19 protein-coding genes are annotated in these 22,758 nt (G+C 39.5%); 10 read left to right on the forward strand and 9 right to left on the reverse strand.

Features of this window, described 5'->3' with window-relative positions; translation table 11 throughout:
* The 3 genes from KCG35_RS17615 to KCG35_RS17625 form a co-directional block, all read left to right on the forward strand.
* On the forward strand, positions 1-2,443 hold a 2,443-nt coding region (locus KCG35_RS17615; protein WP_215821112.1), incomplete at its 5' end, for a M28 family peptidase.
* A 107-nt stretch (positions 2,444-2,550) separates the two neighbouring features.
* Entirely contained in the window at positions 2,551-3,084 is a 534-nt protein-coding gene (locus tag KCG35_RS17620) for a cytochrome b (RefSeq protein WP_215821113.1), read from the forward strand.
* A gap of 258 nt (positions 3,085-3,342) precedes the next feature.
* Positions 3,343-3,999 (forward strand): GntR family transcriptional regulator, encoded by a 657-nt coding sequence (locus KCG35_RS17625; RefSeq protein ID WP_215821114.1) that lies wholly within the window; start codon positions 3,343-3,345, stop codon positions 3,997-3,999.
* 51 nt (positions 4,000-4,050) lie between these two features.
* Here KCG35_RS17625 and KCG35_RS17630 read toward each other — a convergent pair whose 3' ends face one another.
* From KCG35_RS17630 to KCG35_RS17650, 5 genes are all read right to left on the reverse strand, one after another.
* The gene (locus KCG35_RS17630) at positions 4,051-5,655 is read right to left on the reverse strand and encodes a BCCT family transporter (protein ID WP_215821115.1); all 1,605 of its coding nucleotides are present in this window, start codon (positions 5,653-5,655) and stop codon (positions 4,051-4,053) included.
* Between the two features lie 59 nt (positions 5,656-5,714).
* Entirely contained in the window at positions 5,715-6,839 is a 1,125-nt protein-coding gene (locus tag KCG35_RS17635) for a mandelate racemase/muconate lactonizing enzyme family protein (RefSeq protein WP_215821116.1), read from the reverse strand.
* A gap of 26 nt (positions 6,840-6,865) precedes the next feature.
* Positions 6,866-8,041: a UxaA family hydrolase gene (locus KCG35_RS17640; protein WP_215821117.1), complete on the reverse strand. Its 1,176-nt coding sequence runs from the start codon at positions 8,039-8,041 to the stop codon at positions 6,866-6,868.
* On the reverse strand, positions 8,038-8,376 hold the full coding sequence (locus tag KCG35_RS17645; protein WP_215821118.1) for a UxaA family hydrolase: 339 nt from the start codon (positions 8,374-8,376) through the stop codon (positions 8,038-8,040). The genes KCG35_RS17640 and KCG35_RS17645 overlap by 4 nt, the downstream gene beginning before the upstream one ends.
* Before the next feature lie 859 nt (positions 8,377-9,235).
* Positions 9,236-9,979 carry a hypothetical protein gene (locus KCG35_RS17650; protein WP_215821119.1) on the reverse strand — a complete coding sequence of 248 codons (744 nt, stop codon included), beginning with the start codon at positions 9,977-9,979 and terminating at the stop codon, positions 9,236-9,238.
* A gap of 397 nt (positions 9,980-10,376) precedes the next feature.
* Here KCG35_RS17650 and KCG35_RS17655 point away from each other — a divergent pair, with 397 nt between their 5' ends.
* From KCG35_RS17655 to KCG35_RS17675, 5 genes are all read left to right on the forward strand, one after another.
* Positions 10,377-10,916, forward strand: a complete 540-nt coding sequence (locus tag KCG35_RS17655) for an acyloxyacyl hydrolase (RefSeq protein WP_215821120.1) — start codon at positions 10,377-10,379, stop codon at positions 10,914-10,916.
* 313 nt (positions 10,917-11,229) lie between these two features.
* Entirely contained in the window at positions 11,230-11,976 is a 747-nt protein-coding gene (locus tag KCG35_RS17660) for an ATP-binding cassette domain-containing protein (protein ID WP_215821121.1), read from the forward strand.
* 1 nt (position 11,977) lies between these two features.
* Positions 11,978-13,465 carry a glycine betaine ABC transporter substrate-binding protein gene (locus KCG35_RS17665; RefSeq protein WP_215821122.1) on the forward strand — a complete coding sequence of 496 codons (1,488 nt, stop codon included), beginning with the start codon at positions 11,978-11,980 and terminating at the stop codon, positions 13,463-13,465.
* A 289-nt stretch (positions 13,466-13,754) separates the two neighbouring features.
* The gene (locus KCG35_RS17670) at positions 13,755-14,234 is read left to right on the forward strand and encodes a DUF2569 domain-containing protein (RefSeq protein ID WP_215821123.1); all 480 of its coding nucleotides are present in this window, start codon (positions 13,755-13,757) and stop codon (positions 14,232-14,234) included.
* 204 nt (positions 14,235-14,438) lie between these two features.
* Entirely contained in the window at positions 14,439-15,890 is a 1,452-nt protein-coding gene (locus KCG35_RS17675; protein ID WP_215821124.1) for a phosphatidylserine decarboxylase, read from the forward strand.
* 297 nt (positions 15,891-16,187) lie between these two features.
* Here the strand turns inward: KCG35_RS17675 and KCG35_RS17680 are convergent, their stop codons facing one another.
* On the reverse strand, positions 16,188-16,763 hold the full coding sequence (locus tag KCG35_RS17680; protein WP_215821125.1) for a DUF3011 domain-containing protein: 576 nt from the start codon (positions 16,761-16,763) through the stop codon (positions 16,188-16,190).
* A gap of 339 nt (positions 16,764-17,102) precedes the next feature.
* Here KCG35_RS17680 and KCG35_RS17685 point away from each other — a divergent pair, with 339 nt between their 5' ends.
* Entirely contained in the window at positions 17,103-17,720 is a 618-nt protein-coding gene (locus KCG35_RS17685; RefSeq protein ID WP_215821126.1) for a hypothetical protein, read from the forward strand.
* A gap of 29 nt (positions 17,721-17,749) precedes the next feature.
* On the opposite strand, the gene KCG35_RS17690 is transcribed toward KCG35_RS17685, so the two are convergent.
* Positions 17,750-19,138 carry a class II fumarate hydratase gene (locus KCG35_RS17690; protein WP_215821127.1) on the reverse strand — a complete coding sequence of 463 codons (1,389 nt, stop codon included), beginning with the start codon at positions 19,136-19,138 and terminating at the stop codon, positions 17,750-17,752.
* A gap of 57 nt (positions 19,139-19,195) precedes the next feature.
* Positions 19,196-20,395 (reverse strand): HDOD domain-containing protein, encoded by a 1,200-nt coding sequence (locus KCG35_RS17695; protein ID WP_215821128.1) that lies wholly within the window; start codon positions 20,393-20,395, stop codon positions 19,196-19,198.
* An 89-nt stretch (positions 20,396-20,484) separates the two neighbouring features.
* Between KCG35_RS17695 and tadA the strand changes: the two genes are divergently transcribed.
* A complete protein-coding gene (tadA, locus tag KCG35_RS17700) occupies positions 20,485-21,048 on the forward strand; it encodes a tRNA adenosine(34) deaminase TadA (RefSeq protein WP_215821129.1) in 564 nt (187 codons plus the stop codon).
* Positions 21,049-21,054: 6 nt separating this feature from the next.
* Here the strand turns inward: tadA and mltF are convergent, their stop codons facing one another.
* Positions 21,055-22,530 (reverse strand): membrane-bound lytic murein transglycosylase MltF, encoded by a 1,476-nt coding sequence (mltF, locus tag KCG35_RS17705; RefSeq protein WP_215821130.1) that lies wholly within the window; start codon positions 22,528-22,530, stop codon positions 21,055-21,057.
* Positions 22,531-22,758 lie beyond the last annotated feature (228 nt).

The raw sequence follows: 22,758 nt of genomic DNA on the forward strand, positions 1-22,758 counted from the left end.
AAAGTTTATGTATTCAGACTTACATGAAAAACATTTGAGTGGTTATCACCAATCTATAGCTGATATAGAAAAGAGTAACGATCGGTTACCCGTTTTTCTCTGCGTAGTTTCCATTTTGGTGTTGATCTTTTTAGTAAGTTATATGTTGCAACCACCTAAACCATTACCTATTGATGCCAGTAATACACTATTTTCTGCCAATCGCGCCCAAGCTATTTATAAAAAAATTTTCTTTCCGGAAAAACCACACCCAACAGGTAGTTTGGCACAACAGGACGTGAGGAAAAGGTTGGTTCAACAACTTAAGTCTTTAGGATTATCGCCAAAAGTAAACGTGGGTGAAGCATGCAATGGCAATCGTTGTGGATTGGTGAGTAATATCCTAGCGGTAATTCCAGGTAAAAATCCAGCAAAAAAAGTTGTGATGACCGCCCACTATGACTCAGTAAATGCTTCAGCGGGTGCTGCAGATAATGCGATTAATGTAGCCAGCCTTGTTGAAGTTGCTAAAGTACTATTACAACAAGGAAACATAAAAGGGGATATCATTTTACTGTTTACAGATGCTGAGGAGCAAGGTTTGCTTGGCGCATCTTTATTCGTAGAAAATCCACTTTTTAAAGCGGTAGATTATATTATTAACCTTGAAGCGCGAGGTAATCAAGGCCTCAGTTTTTTAATTGAATCTGGTACAAATCAAGCATTTACAGCATTAGCTGTTGCTAAGGCACTTAGTCGCCCTGCAGGAAATGCCATTGCGCCTTTTATTTATTCTCATCTACCTAATGCATCAGATATGTCAGTTTATTTACCAAAAGGTAAATCTGGGGCTCACTTTGCATTTTTTTCAAATATTTACCATTACCATACCCCTTTAGATGCAATAGATAATGTTGATTTGGGTAGTGTCCAACATCAAGGTAATAATGTACTTGAGTTAATCAAATATATTGATTCACTTGATGAAAACTCATTAAATCAGGCATCGAATAAAGAGAGTGTAGTTTATTTTGATGTATTAACTCGATGGGTTGTTTATTGGAATGCAAAATGGACATTGCCTGTAATGTTGTTGCTTTGTCTAGCATTTATAGTGTTGAGTGTTGGAATAGCTCAACATTATGGTGGATGGCGAAAACAGTTAAGTCAAATGGGTCTAGGCTTTCTTAGTGTACCTGTAGGTTGTATTTTGGCATTTGCACTCACGTTAAGTGTAGAAATGTTATTGAAATTCATTACAAAAACAGCTGTTCCTTGGAGTGCTTATCCTTATGTAACGCTTTCATTGCAGGTTTTATTAGCCATACTTGTCGTAATACAACTGGTTAAAAAGTTCATTAAAAACCAGAGTGGTTTACACTTTTGGTTGGGCGTATGGAGCGTTTATGTTGTTTTAGGGCTTAGTACCTCATTGATGTTGGAGGTGGCATCTTATTTATTTATAGTGCCATTAATGGCTGTTGTTTTTTGTCTTGCGTTATTAAAGTTTAACGTTTTCGTCCAGAGCAAAAATATATACTGGCTGCAGTTTTTGTGCTGGGTACCAGTTTGTTTGCTTTGGTTACCACTTACGTTTTGGGTTGTTGATGGTATTGGTATTATGAGCTGTGCCATAATTACTATACCTGTTGTTTTATTGGTCATGCCGCTGTCTGTTATTATGAACCAAATAATAAGTCCGCGAGGAATTGTTTATGGTATTTCTCTTGTGTTATCAGCCTTGTTTTTAGCATCACTATTATTGCCTGTAAATAATAAAAACCATCCTGGTGTGCTCAATCACTGGATTTACCAGGGGGAGTCAGAAGACTTTAGTCGCCATTTTTATGCATTTGTGCCAATGGATTTGTTTGGCAGTGAAGTAATCCCTCCTAAGGTATTAAATAATGTTGAAGGCCCACATTCAGCGCCAGAGTATATTCCAGCGCCGTGGTATCAAGTTTTTATGAAAAAGCGAGATGCTATAAATATACAAAGCCCTCTGGTAACAACATGGACTGCATTTGAAGGCATTGCAAAGGGTGAAAATACAGGTTTGGCGAGAAATTCATCAATGGTTAATGCATTTCGAGTTAAGTCTAGAAGACAGTCGCCTTACTTATATGTCAAGCTAGATAGTCCGTATCATCAATTGGAGTTAATTCCCAGTGTTGCTGAAGATAAACTTTCTTCAAAACCATTGTGGCAGGGTAATGAATTACATTATGTTGGATTACTTCCAGAGGGCATAGTACTGAATGTGAAAGGTCCTCAAGATAGTTCAGCGAAACTTACTTTAACAGTCGTTGACTTTGCACCTATTAGATCATCAGATAAGAATGCCTTGTCCGATTTACGTGAGAGGCTTGATTCGGCACCTTCAGGTATAGGTGATTTAATAGCGACAGGAAAAAAAGTCAGATTAAAGTTAAAACCAGAAGGTGGGTTGGCTATTATATATTAATTTTGACTTATCGTTTTTGCTACTCAATCATTCAAAACTGTAATAGTATACAGGTTAACGACCTTAGAGGTGCTCTTATATTAAAAAACACGGAGGTTAACTGCCAAATGAATGACTATAAAAAGTACTCATTATCTATTCGGTTAATTCATTGGATAATGGCATTGTTGATTGCTATTCAGTTTGTCACTATTTTATATGCAAAAGTGATGGGCGAAGAAGGCAGTTTAACATTTTTAATGATACAACTACACCACGCTAGTGGTATTTTGGTGTTGCTGTTTTTGATCTTGAGAGTTGTGGCTCGCAACATAGGAAAATACCCTGAATTACCTGCAACTTACTTTTCTAAACGTGAGCAAATGCATGCGAAAGTAGGGCAATACTTACTATATATACTTATGTTATTTATGCCTGTGACAGGCTATATCATCATGGATAGTAGCCCATATAATGTACACTTTTTTCAGTTTGCAATGCCTGATATTATGCAAGAAAAAGAGTCGACTATGAATGTTGTTATGGAATTGCATGAAATAGGTGCATGGGTTATTGGCTTTTTTGTACTTGGGCATATAGCTTTTGTTATTAAGCATCATTTTGCCAAAAGAGGCGCCAGGCTTGTTCGGAGAATGCTTTAAACCCAATCTGTTAGAGTAGTTATCATTCCTCTTGGAAAAAACCAGGGCAATCACAGATAACTTTACCATTTTCTAAAGTACCGTTGTTCAACGTTTGCATAATGCTTTTCGAGTACACCGTGAAGCCTTACCTGGAGGCTTGGTTACTGCATCCTTAAAGCTACACAGTTTTGCAGATGGGTAGGTAAAACTTGAATATAGTTGTTTTTAGCAATACGCTAGATTTCGAGTGATCCACATTATTGAGCTAATGACTAAATGAAGTTTTCTAAACAGAGCCTAGAAGAGCAAGCGGTTGAATACCTTCGGGAAAAAATTATTTCTGGAGATTATGGGGTTGGTGAGAAGCTGGTTGAGAGCACACTATCCAAAGACTTAGAGTTGTCTCGTACGACGATCAGAATGGCACTAAATACTCTGGCAAATGAGGGCTTAGTGATTCAAAAGCCGTATGCTGGCTGGCGTGTCGTTTCGTTTACTGAAGACGATCTTTGGGAGATTTATCATTTACGGGTTGCATTAGAAAGTCAGGCTGCTGAAATGCTGGCGGAACGTATAACAGATGAAAAGGGAGCGAAGCTAAAAGCATTATTTGAGCAATACGTTGCTTTGTGTCAGTCTGATACCGTTGATCTTGATGAAGTATGCCAGTTTGACTTGCAGCTTCATCAACTGATTGTTGAGTTAAGTGGTAGTCAACGGTTGGCTCGAATGTACAATAGTGTATTGAATCAGTTAATGATGTTTATACGCATGACACATTTGGACTTTGATGCTAAGGAAAGTGCTAATAGTCATACACAGCTTGTGGCGGCTATTTGTGAAGGAAAATCCGCATTGGCGGGTAAACTAGCAAAGGAAAATATTACTACCTTTACTGAGCTGGGCAAAAATTTAAAACAAAATCGGAAATAAAAAAGCCGAGACTGTAATCTCGGCTTTAATTGTTGTGTTAAAACACTCAAATTAGCTGTCTGTTGCTGCTATTGTTGCAGGGGGGACAATACCTTCTTTGGGAAGAATATCGGACTCCTGCATTATTTGTTCAGCTGTTTGCAAGCCATAGTCTGCTTTTAGCCAGTTGACGAAGCCATAAACCATGTAACACAAAATAAATGTGAGGGGTATGGAGGTCACAATGGCACAGGTTTTAATGGTATTTAATGGTGCATTTATAAACAGCATAGCGAGTGGCACTGCGGCTAGTAAAATACACCAAAATAAGCGGTGCATGGGTGAGGGATCTTCTCCTGCTTTTAGTCCTGGGGTGACGGTAGCCGCCATAGTGAATGCCGCAGAGTCTAGGGTTGTGGCTAAAAACAATATTGAAATGGCAGCAAATAAGATAATAAATATAGTACTCATTGGTAGGGTATTCAGCAACTGTACAATGGCAGGGTTACCCTGACCCGCTGCAACAAGTCCCGCAACGTCTACGGTGCTTGTGATATTAGCATGTTGTGAGAAGTTACCAATGATGCCAAAGAAGAAGAAACAACCCGCACTGCCACTCACTAACATGTTAGATATGACGGCACGTATAGTACGTCCTTTGGACACTTTAGTGACAAATAAGCCTACAAATGGAGTGTAGGTAATCCAATATAACCAGTAGAAGATAGTCCATCCTTCAGGAAAGCCACTGTTATCAACCGGATCAGTCCAAAGGCTCATTTTAATAAAGTTTTGGAACATGGTGCCTAAGCCATTCACTGTAGATTTAGTAATGTACAGTGTGGGCCCAATTAAAAAGACGGCCAGACAAAACCCTATCGCTAGGTAAGTGTTCATGCTGCTAATACGCGCCATTCCCTTACTAATGCCTACATAAGAACTTAGGGAGAAAACTGCAGAAATAAGCAGGATGATGGATAAGTTCATACCAAAGCTAGGTTGAATCCCCATAATAGAGGCAAGGATTTCAGCCACCATAGGTACTGAAACCCCTAAGGTTATTGAAAGGCCGCCAAAACAGGTAAAGATAAAAATGGTATCAATAACACGGCAAGTACTACGCCATAAAGGAGTAGACTCTTTCTTGCCTCGTATTGCAGAACAGACTGCAGATAAGCTTAAACCGGAGTTTTTACGCACATGGAAGTGATAGGCAACGGGTAATGCGGCAATGCAGTAAGTTGACCAAGCACTCACACCCCAGTGAAATAGATTGTAAGCTGTACTGATTTCATAGGCGGCGGTTGTTCCTGCCTCAACACCTAAGGGTGGTGCGTTGAAGTAATATGCCCATTCAGCAAAGGCCCAATACACAGTGGCAGAGCCTAAGCCGGCACAAATCATCATGGCTACCCAACTGAATGTTGAGTAATCTGGTGTCCCTTCTCCTAGTTTGATATTGCCATACTTACTAAAGCCAAGTAATACGAGGAAAATGACTGCACCAAAAACAGCCAGTAATACGGGGGTGCCAAAGATGGCGGTGAGTAGGTTAAAAAGATAGTTTGCACCAGCTTTACCGGCTTCAGGGAACATTGTCAGGCTAATAACAATGGTTGCAACCGTAATAAGGCTAGTTGTGAGTAGAAAAGTGTCTAATTTTTTTGTCGTTTTCATCGGTATCTCCTTTGTACATTCCCCATAGTTGGGATAAAGGAATGCGCAACTAACAAGGATTACATCACCTGATATTTTTTTATAATGTGTTCGTTTAGCGCTATGCCCAGTCCAGGGCGGTCAGGAACATCCAAATAACCTTGGTCGAAACGTATCGGGTTAATGACTAATCCATTGTCATTCGCTAATAGGCTTGGACTTTCCGAGTACTCCATCAGGGTGCCATGCTCTGTTGCAGCAAGAAAATGTACCGATGCTGCAAGCAAGATACCTGTGCTAAAACCGTGAGGAATCAGCTGCACACCATATAACTGGGCTAAGTCATTTATTTTGCGCATTTCTGTGATACCACCGCAGCGGGTAATATCAGGCTGTACAATATCGGGTTGGTGAAACTCAAGAAAATCTTTAAATTCATAACGGGTTGTGAGCGTTTCACCTCCCGCAATTTTTTGCGACACTTGGCTGGCGAGTTTTTGATAGCCGTAGCGATCATCCGCTAATAAAGGCTCTTCAATCCAGTTAAGATTAAATGGTTCGAGCCGTTTGCACATTGCAAGTGCATGGCCGGCAGTTTTCCAGCGGGTAGCTAAATCAATTTGCAGTTCAATATCGTTACCGACAGTCTCACGGATGATTTTCACGGTTTGATAATCTGCTTCAGGATGACTACCCATCATACCACCACCAAACTTAATACTGGTAAACCCTTTTTTTACCAAACTACTCGCAAAATTAATGTTTTCTTGAGCACAATCAACAGGAATAAAGGTGCCATAGGCTTTTATTTTATTTCGATATTTTCCTCCTAAAAGTGTATGTAATGGAACGTCATAAAATTGTGCAGCGATATCCCAAAGTGCAATATCAATGGCACTAATGGCATGAATGCCTGCGCCACGACGTCCCACATAGTTAGATGACCAATACATTTTTTGCCACAAACGCTCTATTTCAAGAGGATTTTCACCTATTAATAAGGCTTTTAATCCATTGCAATAGAGGTTTGAATTAGGTGCTTCAATAAGGGCTTTAATAACCATAGGAGAGCTATCAGCTTCACCAAGGCCAATAATGCCTTTATCGGTATGGACTCGAACAACCAATGCATCTTCACCCCATTCGCATTCTTCATCTAGTGGTGGTATTCGCAGGTGAATGACTTCAACATCGGTAATTTTCATGATTAAACCTCTCAATTTAGAAAGGATTATTTAGGCTCAATACCCAATAATTTTTCGACTCGCTGATCCTTTTGATACAGCGTGCAATAGGCGTAACCAATTTCTTCGATAGCGGTAGGTTCACCATTAATAACGTTGTTTAATGAATTTAGGATTCGTTCTGAAACAGCTTCGATACTGTCTGTGCCTGACATAATGCCAGTGGCATCGACATCAATATCGTCATTAATTAGTGCTGGATTGCCACTCACACGTATTACAGGCACGATAGGGTTATTAAAACCGGCGCCGCCAGTCGTCCATAAAATAACTTGACAGCCAAGGGCCGCAAAATGCATTCCTGCGCCGCCGCAAAGCATGGTTGTTTCGGAAAGATATAAACCTGGTTGTTTGGGTTTATCTATTTGTTTTGCATTTATTTTTAAAATATCTTGAATTGGACGTGACCCTGTTTTTGCAAGTGCACCCAGTGATTTTTCTTCTAAAGTGGTTAAACCACCTATACTGTTTCCAACACTCATGGTTTCCAGGTCTGTGCCTGCAACATGCCAGCGTTTTTCTTCTTCTTGAATTAATCGTTCAATGTTGTTCGCTACCTGGTCATTAATAGAGCGTTGTCTTAACACATCCTCACAACCTAGTAGTTCAAGAAGCTCACCTGCGACAGCAGAAGCACCATTATCAATCAGTTTATCAACAGCACGACCAACACTCGGATTTGAAGCGATGCCTGATGTGGTATCCGAGCCACCGCATTTAACGCCAACAAATAATTGACTTACAGGCACCTCGACACGTTCTACACGATTGATTTCATCGGCAATAGCTTGTGCTTTTTCGGTGCCTTCGCGAATTGTGCTGCGGGTGCCTTGAGATTTGATACAGGTAAGCGATTCCACAGGCTTACCACAGGCTGCAATCGGGGTAGTGATGATAGTAGGGTTAATACTGCCGCAACCCATCGTAATCACCAGCGCTCCGCCAACGTTAGGGTTACAGGCTGCATTGATGAGGGTGGCAATCATTTCCTCATTACCACCATACATGCATGTGTTGTAGTTGGTGAGTACGACACTGTTAGTTACTTTATCGCTAATCGCCCGTGCAATGCCTTCAGCACACTCGTCAACAGCAATAATTAACAGCAGATTGCGAATACCTACTGTTCCATTTGAACGTAAATACCCTTGAAAATGCTTCATACGTCCTCCTGAATATTCATTTGCTGAATAATCTGCTGAATGATTGCGGTGGGAATATCAAGCTTTTGGCTTCGGACGTTGTGAACATGAACCATTTGGCCAGTGGCAATAGGCTTGATTGACTTGCCGATGGAAAAACTTCCTTTTATGACTGTTTGCCCTTTCTGCATGGGTTGCCAAGCGACTTTATTGCCGAATGGAATATCTTGCAGCAAGGTGATGATGCCCTCTAGCCCGTTGCTAGCGGAGATAACATGGATCTGTTCACCTTTATGGGCATCAGCCAGCAAGGTTGCCACATTATCTGCGGCATTCAGGCGGATTGCTTTGTTCATATCTTAGACTCATGTCAGTTTTGTTTTTAGAATACTGTAGATTGTATGACAATAAACATACTCTGTCATTTGAAAAAAACAGTGACCTGAATCAAGAATGAGTCAAGGAGCGTTATCAACGATAAGAGTGCTCACTAGGGAAATAGGGAGTGAGTATTAAAGTAAAAATTATTACGGAGGGTAAGGGAAAATTCTTAGTTGGTATGGTGGTATTTTAAAAAATAATTTTCATAGGAAAATTATTTTTTATTAGTCAAGGTTAAATTGACGCTAAAAATATAAAATTAAGAAAGAAGACGTATGTACTTATAAAGCCGCTTTATGCGTGTATAGGTATCGAATAGCGGTATAAATATGGCAAAGCTATATTTATAAAAAAAAGTAAATATCTAAAACTATTAAGCCAATAACAATATAAAAGGCAAAAATTATCAGTATACCTTCAAAAAAACGTGTATCCATAGTTATGTTTGTTTGGTAAAAGAACCTATTATAGTGTTTGGTGAACTATAATTTTGTGGGTTGGTTCTCATAACTGTGTGATGCAGTTCGCGTTATGTTGCTACAATTTGATAAGTTTTATGTTGATTGATAGTTGTTTTGAATAAAAGCCGAGAAAGTTAGCATGTTTATACCAAAAATTATCAATAACGAGTTATGCATGTAAAGTTAGTCGATAAAGTTTTAGTTATATGTAATCAATTGTTAGTAGCATAGGGGCAGTTATTAACATTAGTAGTAACAAGCGCATCCATTGCGCTTGTTATTTTTGAAATGAAATATTCTATTATCCAAAGATATAACCCTTTACATTGGATATATGAACTAAGCAATAATTATTTTTAACACGAGTTGTTAACTAATTATTTGTTACCTCAAGCTTATCAATTGCAATTGTGTAATTAGGATTTTCAGAATAGTCAGTATATATTCTTATAGCATCACAGTTAGCATAGATAGAATTGAGTTTCACTCTGCCTGTTGATTTGTGTTGTTTTCCATCCCCTTTAACCGATAATGTGCTTTGTGAGCCACAGGCATTAACATATAGTTTGGTGGCAATATTGTTTAAGCCATGCACTATGATATCCAGACTGTACTGTTTACCTGAGGTGAGAGGGTAGATAAGTTCTCCATTTTGCAAAGAAGAACCGCTTAAGTGAAATTCATTTTTACCTTCACACATGCTACTTTGAATTGGACCTGTTAATTTAGCTGTACCCGTTGTTTTCCAATCTTTCAGTTGATCTACTTTAGCTATGTCTTGGCATATATTTGAGTTGGTGTCATCAGTATTAGGCCAATTATTATCGTTTGGAAAATTCGGGAAGTCAGGAAAGTCGGGGAAATCCGGAAATGACCAATCATTGTTACTTGGAAAGTTAGTAGGGAAATTGCTTGGAAACGACCAGTCATTATTATTAGAAGTTTTTGTTTTATTATTTTTAAAGTTAATCCCTGCATGAGTTGTACATGAAGAATATCCTTTTCCTGATTGTTTACAGCTATCACTATCATTGTAAGAACTAGCGTTTGAGGTTGCTGCTGAAATAAGTGATAGAGAAATAATAGTGCCAAAAATTAAACTTTTTTTAGTAGTCATATAAGATCACTCCAAATGGAACGTTATTTTTAATAGTGAGCTTATATATTAATTAATGTGTAATAAGAAATGTGTGAATTACAATTTGTTATCTTAATTATTTGTTTGCTGTATTTAACGGTTTTATAAAAGGGTATGGGTTTGAATGGAATGCGAATAAATATAAATGAATTTTTTTGTGTTTTTATTTTTAGCTATGAAAGATCGCAAAATGTAATAGAGGTTGAATTGATGGATGCTGCACGCCGTTAGTTTGTGGTCTGTTACTAAAACAAGTTGTGTGTAAGTTGTCAATTAAAGAACCTCTGATGGTAGCCTATTCATGTATAAGTTATGCTTATTTCAATATTGGTTTTCTCTTCATTAAGTCGTAAGAAATATCATTTTTGAGGCTATTATGAAATGTGAATCTATTGCAGTATTATTTGTGATAAATATTCTTATCCTACCTGTACATGCTGATGAAGATATTGAAGTAAATCCCATGTTTGGTGATAAAAGTAATCAACTGGCTATTCATGGGGGAGAAAGTTTTAGAAGTGATGGTTTTGAAAAACTTCACTTTGGTGCGATTTCTTATAGTCAACCGGACACATTTTTTAGATTGCCTGCACGAAATAATATTGAAGTGGGTGCATATAAAGGAGATGGAGCCTTAGGAAAATTTGATGTTAACTTCTTTGGTTTTTCAAAGGATGTTGCATTACTCAGTGGAACTAATAGCTATCTCTCATTAGGGTTAGGCGCATATATAAAGGATAAAAAAACAGATCGAATTAGTTCTAAATTTACATTTGGAGAAAAATTAGCAGTGGGATATCGGTTTGATAACGGTATCAATGTTGAATTATTTGCCAGGCATTTTTCAAATGGAGGATTGACAGAAAAAAATAGTGGGCAAAATTTTGCTGGATTAACATTAGGGTATAGTTTTTAGTGTCGAAAAAATAAACTAACTATTAGGATTTTCCCTACTGTTTTCAGCCATAGTAAAGGGTATTGCTGGCAAACAAGGTGTTTGCTTTGGTTTGAATTTGTAAATCATGCATGGTATGGTCTTACTTTAAGCGGTTATCTACAAGATAACCGCTTTTTTTTTGTGTGGATGGCCTATACAGTGAGACTACTAAAGAATATAGGCTATATGTTTGGTGAAATATATGAAAATGAAAGGCTGAGTTTTGTCTGTATTGTACCCCCGTGAAGGGTATAACGATGAGAGCATGTATCATAATGAGTAAGGGTTTGTTGTGCAAGTAGACTCAACGCTTAAAGCAGCTGTTGAGCTGCGAAACATTAGTTTAAGTTTTGATAGCCAGCCACTGTTTCAGAACTTTTCCTTTGAGTTACCAACAGAAAAAATCACGGCTATTGTGGGTGCTAGTGGCTGTGGTAAGTCAACTTTGTTAAAGCTTATTAATGGGCTTATTCAACCTGATGATGGGGAAATTCATATTTGTGGGCAGCAAGTATCACATAATGATCAAGCGGAATGGCGCAGGCATATGGGATATGCAGTCCAACAAATTGGCTTATTTCCTCACCTTAGTGCGGCAAATAATGTCGTGTTGTTGGCACAGCTTGAGCAATGGACGGAATCATCTATACAAGAGCGTTTGAGCTATTTGGCTGAAAAAATGGGACTTGATCAAGCTATTTTATCTCGGTTTCCTCATGAACTGTCAGGGGGGCAAGCTCAGCGTGTCGGGCTTTGCCGAGCCATGATGTTAAAGCCCCCAATTCTGCTTTTAGATGAAGCTTTCTCAGCAGTAGACCCTATAACGCGTATGGATATTTATCAGTATTTTTTAAGATTGCAAGAAACAGAACCAAGAACGGTATTACTCATTACTCATGATATGCGTGAAGCAGTGAAACTATCGGATCATATTGCAGTAATGCAGCAAGGAGAGATCGTTCAATTTGCACCTGTAGAACAAGTGGTAAGTCAACCTGCCACGGATTATGTTGCTCGACTTGTACAGGAGCATATTTAAGATGAGTAGGTGGCTTTTCTTTTTAATAGTAGGCTTACTATTACCTTTACAAAGTATTGCAAAAACAGTGGTGGTTGGTAGTAAAGCATTTAATGAAGGTTATTTGTTAGGTGAGATAATTGCACAAAAGCTAGCACATGATGGCTTTGATGTTGAACGTAAATTAGGTTTGGGTAAAACTATTATTACCTATGAAGCATTGAAGCAAGGCGAAATTGATGTTTATGTGGAATATACTGGGACTTTAGCTCAAGCAATTTTAAAGTTAGAAAATACACCTTCATTAAAAGTGCTCCAACAAAGAGCAAAAAAAGAGGGTTTAAAGGTATTACCTCGTTTAGGTTTTAATAATACTTATGCGTTAGTTATTAGTGAACAAATTGCTAAACAGAATAATATCTCCAGTATTTCTGACTTGGTTAATCATCCTGATTTAAGTTTGGGCATTAGCCACGAGTTTTTAAAGCGTAAAGATGGCTGGCAACCTTTAGCGGCTGCATATGACTTACCTTATCAGCCTGTGGGTATTGAGCATAGTTTGGCCTATCAGGCGATTGCTAATGAGCAAATTGCTATTACCGATGCCTATACGACGGATGGTGATATTGCTCGATATCAACTGCGGATTCTTAAGGATGATAAACAATTTTTTCCGCGATATGATGCAGTGCCCTTGATTCGCAATGATGCAGATCCAGCATTAATCAACAGTTTACAAGCATTGGCTAATCGAATTGATGAAGCCAAAATGCAGCAGTTGAATAGCCAGGTTGTTAATGATGATCAAAGTTTCGCAGAGGTTGCGGAACAGTTTTTAATTGATGAGGCATTGATTAAATCTAAATCGTCCGAATCTCAGGACCTGAATAGTCCCTGGCAATTGTTACCTCGCTATATTGTTGAACACTTACAACTGACGATTTTGGCTCTGATATGCTCCTGTCTGGTTGGCATACCACTGAGTATTGCTGTATATCGTCAGCCAAAAGCAAGTCGTATGTTAGTTTATTGTACGGGATTGCTACAAACAATACCTTCGATTGCACTATTAGCATTGATGATACCACTGCTGGGGATTGGTTGGATACCTGCGGTGGTTGCATTATTTTTGTACTCATTATTGCCGATTGTGCGTAATACATTGACTGCATTATTAACCCTAGACCCTGTTATGCAACAAGTTGCTGTTGGTATGGGGTTAACCCCTAGAGAACAATTACGGCATGTTTATATACCTCTTGCAGTGCCCATGATTTTTTCTGGTATTAGAACAGCTGCAATTATTAATATTGGTACTGCTACATTAGCGGCTTTTATTGGTGCTGGTGGCTTAGGAGAACCAATCGTTATGGGGCTTTCATTAAACGATACGACACTCGTGTTGTTTGGTGCTGTTCCTGCAGCATTACTTGCTATTTTTACAGAATGGCTTTTTGAAGGGGTTGAACGACGTTTTATTCCTGCCCATTTACGGAATACCTTGAGTTAGTTTTTTAAGCGTCTTTGTCCAACATCTGGATAATGCCCTTCGAACACGCCGTGAATCCTTCCTTGGAAGCTTGTTTGCTGCATCCTTGCGGCAAACAGTTCGATGAGCATTATCCACCCTTTTTCATCACAAACTATTTTTATATACAATTGCTCTGATTTAATAGTGAAATTATTTTTTAACCCATAAATTCCTTTTTGAGCTAAGCTTCCATTGAAGCCTTCACTTTGAAAGATCGTTCTCAAGTGTAGATGAGTATTGAAGTTAGGTTGTTAAAAGAGGTATAAAAATGAACGAAGAAAAAAAACTTGAAGGCATCAGTGGATGGCTGATTTTAATTGCTATAGGTATAGTTCTCACGCCATTCAGAATTATTATATTGTGTGTGACGACTTATTCAGATGTTTTTTCAACGGAGGTTTGGGAAGCACTGACAACGCCAGGAGCAGAAATGTACCATTTTCTGTGGGCACCTATCATTATTGGAGAGATATTAATTAATAGTGGCTTGTTATTAGCCTGGTTATATATGGCCTATTTATTCTTCACTAAGAACAGAGATTTTCCCAAGTGCTACATCAGCATTGCTATTTTTAGTCTGTTATTCATTATTGCAGATGCATTTGCTATAAAGTTGGTTCTTCCAAATGAATCCGTTTTTGACCCTGATACCATTAAGGAGCTTACACGCTCACTGGTCATGGTCATTATCTGGGTTCCTTATATGCTTGTGTCAAAAAGGGTAAAAGCAACTTTTATAAAGAAATGAAGGTTAATAATTGTGTAACCATCAATAAATATACATTATGTATTTTCTATCTTGTGCCCTATGGGTATATTATTCGTTATTTTTCTGGGAAGTTGCATATTTAAGAATTAAATTTTATGAGCATGATAAACCTGATAATGCCTGGTATTGCATACAACTATAAGATAAAAAAGTAACTAACCATTGTTATAAGGAAATAACACTATGAGTGGAAAATTTCGCGCTAGGACTCCACATCACCGCCTTGCTACAGCTCAAGATCTTCAAAATGCGATAAAACGAGGGCCGCTTGCAGAGGAGGGAAAAGAGCTACCATCCCAGCCACGGCCATTTCTGTCTGGATTACCTCCAGTAGGTGTTACTTATAACCCCCAACAGAAAGCTACAAAACAATTAAAGCATATTATTGATACAAACTACTATGCTGCTTTTTTCGATAATGCTATTAAAAAAGTGAGTAAACAACGTATTCCAGAGCTTGATCGTATCAAGACCTTAGATCAGTTTTACTTTTATGTAGATGCATTAGTTACCTGGATGCCAGAAATACGAGTTTGGGATTGGTATGGAGAGGTTTTACACGAACGTACAGTGTATTTACGTATTACACAGTTTTATTATTACTTTAACCAGCCTCAGTTAGAAGCTTTGCAAAGTCCAATTGAACCACAAGAAGGAAAAGAGTTATCACCCATTTCGCTCTGGTTGAGGGACTTTGCGGTTGAATGGGGGGCATTTTTGAATACGGATGCTTCAACAGAATATTTATCATCATTTAAATATGCCCCTGAATATGCATGGCAAGACTACGAAAAAGCACCAGAAGAGTACCCTAATTTTAATGCATTTTTTGCTCGTCAATTCAAAGACATTAATGTTCAAAGACCTGTAGCACAACCCAAAAATGATAAGGTTATAGTATTTCCTGCTGAATCTACTTTTGTGGGGCAATGGGCGGTGAGTACAAAAGTGGGCCCACCTCTGGTTGCTCCACCAAGTATTGTCGTGAAAAATATTGAATGGTCTATTCGTGAGTTACTACAAGATAGTGATTATGCGGATGCCTTTGAAGGTGGAATTTTCTGTCATAGTTTCTTGAATACATACGATTACCATAGAATGCATACACCAGTAGCAGGTAAAGTATTAGAAGCTAAATTTATTCCTGGTCAGGTCTATCTGGAGGTTGAACTTACAGTTAATGCTGATGAGGAGGGCAATAAAGAACCTGCGAATATTGTTACTCCTAAACGGCTTCTGGACGCGGAGGATAATACAGGCTACCAGTTTGTTCAGTGCCGAGGACTGTTAGTATTGGAGTCAAGTATTGGTAAAGTCGCTATTCTGCCGATGGGTATGGCTCAGGTTTCTTCTGTTGTATTTGTTACACCAAGGGATGAAGGGCATCAGCCAATTGAATTATCAGAAGAAGAAAAATGTAAGTTGGATTACAACCAACAAGTGAAATTCCTCAATGAAAAAATTCAAGGTTGTTTGACTGGCAAAAACTTGAGTAAAGGTGAGATGTTCTCTTTCTTTCAGTTTGGTGGGTCTGATTGCGTTATGGTTTTTGAACGTAAAACAAACGTCAATATAACGGCTCAAACAAATGTTCATTATCCAATTAGAAGTCAGTATGCGATAGCTAACAGCTAATTTATAAAAATATACAGCATGGTAAACTTCTACCATGCTGTATTTGTACTTTTACAGCCTTTAATTCTATTTCTGCGTGCTTTCAAGTAATAAGTTCAATTTGTTTCTATCTTAAGATTACCCACTTTTTAAATCAACTTTGTTCACCACAAAATACCATCATTTGGAAATACCACAGGTGCATTATTTAAAGTGATTTAGATATAGCAAAAGGTGGGTTTGCAATTTGGATTGCCGCATTTTTACGGCAGTCGGGGACATTTTTTATTGTTTATTTTTACCGTCAAAGAAATTAATTTAGAAAAGGTTAAATACACCTCGGCAACCATTATTCACCCAAAGTATATTATTACGAGTCCCCCAACCTTTTTCTTGTTCGCAGGGGGAATCAGAATTGCGTTTCCTCAACCAGGCGCCTTTGACTTGAAATGGCAATGGACATTCATGGTAGCGGTAGTTCTTGCTATCGCACTGAAGAGTAACAGGGTTTACATTAAGTTCGGCGAGTACTTGAAAAACGGCTCGACAACCTTTGGTGGTGATAATTTGGTTGTCAGTGGTTGACCATACACTGTTATTACAACTTGATCTTGATAATTTTTTATGAACATTGGTGTGAATTATTTTTAGATCACCTAAAGTGCATATTCCAGGTTGGTAGTTATAGCTTTCACAGACAACATATAGGGTTTTATATCCTGCTGCTTCAGCTAATTGTGCATCATTCACATAGGCTTGAATATCATTTGAGTCAAGTATCTGACCAATACTCGGTACACTAATGGCCAAACTGCAGAGTGCTAGTGCTTTGGCTAAGTGGTTGATAATTGCTTTGCGTGCCATGCATAGCTTACTAAAAAGTAAATAACGCATTTTAGCGATTCCTTGTGCTTATTGAGGTTATCCAGTTGTGTTAACTGCAAGAATAGGTATAGACAAAAGCCATGACGTTATTAATAAGGGGAAGTGTTATTTGCGAGAAGAATGCATGAGTATATGTGGATATAGGTAGGGCTGTTTACTTCACATGCATTTATAAGACTAATATCCGTAGTATATGTGAAGCAAGCCGTTTGTCCTGGCCGAAAAATTCAGTATAGTGGCCCGCCTCTGAAAGTGTGTTGGTACATTGTTGGTCAGTTTTAACCGATGTAAATTATAAAACAGCCCAATACAAATAGGGTGTATAGTGAACTCAAAAGGAAGTAAAGAATGGTTGTGCGGCTAGCGTTGTTTGTAGGGTTGTTAATGTTAGTAACAGGGTTAACTCATGCTGATTGGCAGGTGGCAAGGTTAGTATCAGGTCAGCAGAAAGTTGTATTTTATCAAACAAATGCGCTACAAAATCAGCCTGCTGGCTATTTATCCGCTTGTGAATATTATTTATATATTCCTATTCCTGGCAGAAAAATAGTTGTTATTCAGGATTGGCGGCAGGAACAAACAGGCTATGTACCGAGTAACTTTATACAACCATTAATGACGTTACCAGAACCTGCCCAGCGCCAGTTTATAAGCGCATTATTGCAGCAGGAAGAACAGAATATCAATCAGCATCAAGATGTGATTTCTGGGCATCCAGAGTGTCGAAGTCACCATCTGCAGCGGATGGATCCTGCTTTACCTTTTATTGTCGATTATTTTTGTCAGCATTATCAACCAGACTTAATGCGCTACTTTTTATCGGTTATGAGCCGTTTGGAAACGGAAAATCCTCAGGCGATGATCCATGGGCTTGCCTTGCAAACGCTTTATCAGTGTCGCCCAACCTTTACTGATGTACATTTAAATGTTGCGTATCAAAATCTTAAGCATTACATCAGCCCATAACCGATACTTAAAAATGAGGCTATTGCCATCTATTCATGTTCTAAACCCCCTTGTGTCAATTTAAAGGGATCAAGCAGTTGCTCTAGATGCTCTTTACTGAGTGAGGTGTACTCTAGAGCAACATCAAGCACAGGTCGGTCCTGTTGGTAGGCTTGTTTGGCAATCGTGGCTGCTTTTTCATAACCGATGATTGGGTTTAGTGCGGTCACTAAAATAGGGTTGCGGTATAAAGGTTGATTAATTGTTGTCTGGTTTACTTTAAATGTGGCAATGGCTTGATCTGCTAAGGCATTGACAGAATTGCTGAGTAACTCAATACTTTGTAAAAGATTAAAAGCAATAACAGGTAACATGACATTTAATTGAAAATTACCTGACTGACCTGCAAGGGTAATTGTTGCATCATTGCCAACGACTTGGGCTGCAGCCATCATCACTGCTTCAGGAATAACGGGGTTTACTTTACCTGGCATGATACTGCTACCAGGCTGTAACGCTGCGAGGGTGATTTCACCCAGTCCGGCCTGTGGGCCACTGTTCATCCAGCGTAAATCATTACTGATTTTGAGAAGCGCTACCGCGAGTGTTTTTAATTGACCGGAAAGCTCAACAGCGGTGTCTTGGGTGCTGATCAACGTAAAAAAGCTAGGTGCCATTGTTAGGTCTAAGTCAGCTAACACACTGAGCCGCCCCATTGCTTCTGTGGCAAATGCAGAGTGTGTGTTAATACCTGTGCCAACAGCTGTTCCGCCTAGCGCAATAGTATGTAAGCGAGGGAGAACAGCCCGGATGCGATTACGACAATCATTAATCTGCTGGGCCCAGCCCGTTAACTCTTGGCCTAAAGTGACGGGCATTGCATCCATCAGGTGAGTCCGGCCAGTTTTAACGGTATCCATATGTTCACTGGCGCGTTGGGCAAGACGCTGATGAAGATGTGTCAATGCAGGAAGCAACTGATTAGCGATCCGTTGTGCACTGCTGATATGGATAGCAGTGGGGATGACATCATTACTACTTTGCCCCATATTGACATGGTCATTAGCATGTACAGTATTTTCTTGCTCACGAGAAGCTAAGGTGGCTAACACTTCATTCATGTTCATGTTAGTACTGGTGCCTGAACCAGTTTGAAATATATCAATAGGGAACTGATCATGGTGCTCCCCACGAATAATTTCAGTGGCAGACTTACAGATAGCTTCAGCTATGCTTGCAGGTAATAATCCTAGGCTTTGATTAGCTTCTGCTGCAGCGTGTTTTATTTGTGCAAGGGCGACAATAAAGTGTGATGAAAATGTTAAGCCACTGATTTTAAAGTTATCAATGGCCCGTTGAGTTTGAGCGCCATACAGAGCATCAACGGGGACTTCTAAATTACCCATACTGTCGGATACGGTACGAAACTTGTCTTTCATAATAATTTGGCTCTTACCGAACTCGCTGTGATTAAATTTTTGAAACAAGAAATAATGTTAAGCAAGTAGTTTTTGATATTCTGTAATTGAGGGTCCACCTTCATAGCTGCGATTCTCGGCCACTTGTCGTAGATTGTTATGATCAAAATGCGTGGCTGCAGGAATACTAAGGACATCCGGTAACCCTTGGTTTTGCGGCTGATGGCGTTTACGCATAATTAAGTTGGCTAGAATTAAGAGTGATGTGTAATCTTGTTCGTTTGATGACTGATACTGCCATTGACAGCTATGTTTTACAGCAGAACAAAACTCAACAGGAAAATTCCATTTTTCTAAAATTAAATGCGCAATTTGCTGTGTTTCATCAGGGGTAAACTGATTGGCCAGCTCTTCGAAATAATCATGATGAACGCCGTAACTTAAAATAGCAAGTTGACCCAAAAAGTTTAACATACCTAACAGTAAGCCAGCCTCAGGATTAAGTTTTTTACTGTCTTTCGCGATCAAATAACAGAGGCTGCCAACTTCTGCACTTTGCAACCAAATGTTCCTCATGACCTTAAGGACAAAACTATTACTTTCTGATTGCACTTCTCTCTGACAGTAATATTCCACTAGTTGCATGCAGGTATCAGTGCCCAGGGTTTTTATCGCTTCAGTCAGCGTACATACTGGTTGATAAGGGCTAAATAAAGGAGTATTAGCGGTAGACATTATTTTGCAACAAATTGCCAGGTCAAATGCAATCGAGCGAGCTAGTGTTTCAATAGTAGGGTCTTTTAGATCTTGCTGTTTGATGAGCTGAATCGCTTTCGGCAGCGAGTGTAAGATGACATGGCCAGCCAGGATTTCTTGGGCTATTTGGTGCTCAAGACTATGATCCTGATTGTTGCTGGATTGGCGTAGGCGGAGAAAACGCGCTAATTTATCATGCTCAAAAATAATGAGCTTAACAGGCGTTTTCGATTTTCCTGAAAATTGGCGAGGGCGTAACCGAGCGAGTGGAGCAACAGCGGTGGGGGTGCCACCTTTAATTTCTTTACTACGCTCATCGGCTGCAATCAGCTCAATAGTACCTTTAATAAGAAAATAGTCGTGGTTATCTTGTTCGCCTAAATTAAAGATGTACTTATTTTTAGGAATTTCTACGTATGAGCCTGCACGGCACAAAAGAATTATATCTGCCTGACTCAGTGGCTTGAAAATATCAAACTGTTTAAGATCGAGGTCGGGAGGAATAGCCTGTATTGCAGTCATGACAAATCCTTTGTAATGTGTTTCGTTCCATGGTCTGACTTAAATTGTAGACATAAACAGTGTAAACCGGTAAAAACGTCGTAACTTCTATGCCACACGTCCCGTTCACCCATCAATTGCTTTCTTCCTGTCAACAAAAAACAGCTTCTCAAGCGGTAATTGATCGCTTCTGGATGCGATTTGCACTTCAGCAGGCCCGGCTTGCAGCACAACAAGGTGAAGTACCTGTTGGTGCTGTTTTAGTTCAGCACGGACGATTACTCAGTGCAGGGTATAACCAGCCTATATCACAATGTAACCCAATCGCTCATGCGGAAATCATGGTGTTACAACGGGGGGCAGCGGTGTTACAAAATTACCGACTATTGCACTGTACACTCTATGTAACCTTAGAGCCTTGCACGATGTGTGCAGGAGCGCTGGTACATAGCCGTATACAGCGTTTGGTGTATGCTGCTTCGGAACCGAAGTCTGGTGCTATTAAGAGTAAAAACCAGTTGTTACAAGCAGATTATATGAATCACCAGGTTGCGGTGACGGGTGGTGTTTTGGCCGACGAGTCTAGTCTATTACTTCAGGCATTTTTTCAGCAGCGACGAGATGCACGTAAACAGTTGAAGCAGAATAACAAAAATAATTCAGATAGCGTATGAATAATATTAGTTTAACTTAATTTTGCTTGATTTCTCTGGCTCAAAAACGCCTGGGGTGTGAGCCGCTTGAACTGTCGTTGAGGCTTCATCTTTGGGTACGGTTAGCCATTGTAGTAAGTCATAATAACGACGAATATTTTGTACATAAAGCACAGGCTCGTAGCCTCTGGCGTAACCATAACGGGTTTGGCTGAACCATTGTTTTTTGGCAAGCAAGGGTAAACTTTTTTTGACATCTACCCACTTATTCGCATTTCCACCCAGCCTACGGGTAATGTCTTGTGCATCTTGCAGATGACCTAAGCCTACATTATAAGCGGCTAATGCCATCCAAGTTCGATCAGGCTCTTTAATGTCTTCGGATAGTCGCCCTTTAATTTTCTGAAAGTATTTGGCCCCGCCTTGAATGCTTTGCTTAGGATCCAGTCGATTTTTAACACCCACTTCTTTTGCTGTTGGGCGTGTTAGCATCATGAGTCCTCGAACGCCTGTTGGAGACTTTGCTCGTGCTCGCCAATGAGACTCTTGGTAACCTATTGCAGCAAGTAATCGCCAGTCCAACTCCTGTTTTTTGGCCACTTTTTTGAACTGTTTTTCATGTTTGGGCAAACGTTTTTGAGTTTGCTGAATAAAGGTTTTAACACCAACATAGTTCAACTGATCAACATGACCGTAAAAGCGTTCATTCAATTGGTCTAATGTGCCGTTTTTACGAATTTTTTCAAAAAACTGTGTTATACGGGCAATAAATTCTGCGTCGGCGTTGGGAGAAAGTGCCCAAGCAAGCTGTTCGCTGGGCTGTAAGTCAAATGCTGAACGAACTTTTGGAAAGTAAATGTAATTCATTGCCAGAACGTTAGAGTCCACAATGGAATAGTCAATTTCTCCATCATTCACCATCTTAATGAGGTCCATGGCTTCATGCTCAGTGGTTGATTCCCAGGTCAAATTCAGGGTTTCACTGGCTTCCTTGAGTCGCTCTTCATGGCTACTACCCGCCATCACCATTATCCGTTTTCCCACCAAGTCAGCTAAAGACGTGGGTCGAGGCTGGCTTGTATTGTAAATTAGACTCAAGTTGACGTTCATATACGGTGGACCAAAGCGCGCACGTTGTTGTCTTTCTTTGGTGATACTTAATCCGGCTGCAGCAATATGAAAGCGATGTTCATGAGGGCCTGAGCTGATAGAGGCAAAAATATCATTCAGGGAGTTGGCAGTGACCAGCTTGAGTTCAACACCTAGGTCTTTGGCAAACAGCTTGGCGAGTTCATATTCAAACCCTGTGGGCTGGTCGCGCCACTGGAAATAGGTGGTGGGACTATTGCGAGTCATTACCCATAGTGTATTGGTTTGCTTAATTTGATCAAGCGTGCTGACTGGTTGTTCACATGCTGCCAATAGCAATACAACGGGCAGTAAAAGAACCCCTCGGGACCAACGCTGATAATATGAAAGCCAAAACCAATATTGCTGAACCATGCACCTAATCATTTGTATTTAAAAAATAAATATTAACTGATACGAGCAACATTTGGAAAACTCTTAGGGAATATTCTAGAGAGAACAGGTGGTTGATAGTGGCTGTTAGTCAGTATATCCAGTATGATTAGCGCCCGACACAATACCTGTTCTGGTTAGTGGCTGTTCTGGTTTGTCCTCGTACCTGACGAGTCCCTGGGTATAGCAACATGCTGATACTTTACAAGC

The organism is Zooshikella harenae (assembly GCF_018837975.1).
In the GTDB taxonomy this organism is placed as follows: domain Bacteria; phylum Pseudomonadota; class Gammaproteobacteria; order Pseudomonadales; family Zooshikellaceae; genus Zooshikella; species Zooshikella harenae.

Bases quoted from the DNA above. Each gene is read 5' to 3' on its own strand.
- KCG35_RS17670 (WP_215821123.1), top strand. From the start codon at position 13,755: ATGAACGAAGAAAAAAAACTTGAAGGCATCAGTGGATGGCTGATTTTA.
- mltF (WP_215821130.1), bottom strand. From the start codon at position 22,530: ATGGTTCAGCAATATTGGTTTTGGCTTTCATATTATCAGCGTTGGTCC.
- KCG35_RS17650 (WP_215821119.1), bottom strand. From the start codon at position 9,979: ATGACTACTAAAAAAAGTTTAATTTTTGGCACTATTATTTCTCTATCA.
- KCG35_RS17680 (WP_215821125.1), bottom strand. From the start codon at position 16,763: ATGCGTTATTTACTTTTTAGTAAGCTATGCATGGCACGCAAAGCAATT.
- KCG35_RS17620 (WP_215821113.1), top strand. From the start codon at position 2,551: ATGAATGACTATAAAAAGTACTCATTATCTATTCGGTTAATTCATTGG.
- KCG35_RS17665 (WP_215821122.1), top strand. From the start codon at position 11,978: ATGAGTAGGTGGCTTTTCTTTTTAATAGTAGGCTTACTATTACCTTTA.
- KCG35_RS17695 (WP_215821128.1), bottom strand. From the start codon at position 20,395: ATGACTGCAATACAGGCTATTCCTCCCGACCTCGATCTTAAACAGTTT.
- KCG35_RS17625 (WP_215821114.1), top strand. From the start codon at position 3,343: ATGAAGTTTTCTAAACAGAGCCTAGAAGAGCAAGCGGTTGAATACCTT.
- tadA (WP_215821129.1), top strand. From the start codon at position 20,485: ATGCCACACGTCCCGTTCACCCATCAATTGCTTTCTTCCTGTCAACAA.
- KCG35_RS17630 (WP_215821115.1), bottom strand. From the start codon at position 5,655: ATGAAAACGACAAAAAAATTAGACACTTTTCTACTCACAACTAGCCTT.
- KCG35_RS17635 (WP_215821116.1), bottom strand. From the start codon at position 6,839: ATGAAAATTACCGATGTTGAAGTCATTCACCTGCGAATACCACCACTA.
- KCG35_RS17645 (WP_215821118.1), bottom strand. From the start codon at position 8,376: ATGAACAAAGCAATCCGCCTGAATGCCGCAGATAATGTGGCAACCTTG.
- KCG35_RS17640 (WP_215821117.1), bottom strand. From the start codon at position 8,041: ATGAAGCATTTTCAAGGGTATTTACGTTCAAATGGAACAGTAGGTATT.
- KCG35_RS17685 (WP_215821126.1), top strand. From the start codon at position 17,103: ATGGTTGTGCGGCTAGCGTTGTTTGTAGGGTTGTTAATGTTAGTAACA.
- KCG35_RS17655 (WP_215821120.1), top strand. From the start codon at position 10,377: ATGAAATGTGAATCTATTGCAGTATTATTTGTGATAAATATTCTTATC.
- KCG35_RS17675 (WP_215821124.1), top strand. From the start codon at position 14,439: ATGAGTGGAAAATTTCGCGCTAGGACTCCACATCACCGCCTTGCTACA.
- KCG35_RS17690 (WP_215821127.1), bottom strand. From the start codon at position 19,138: ATGAAAGACAAGTTTCGTACCGTATCCGACAGTATGGGTAATTTAGAA.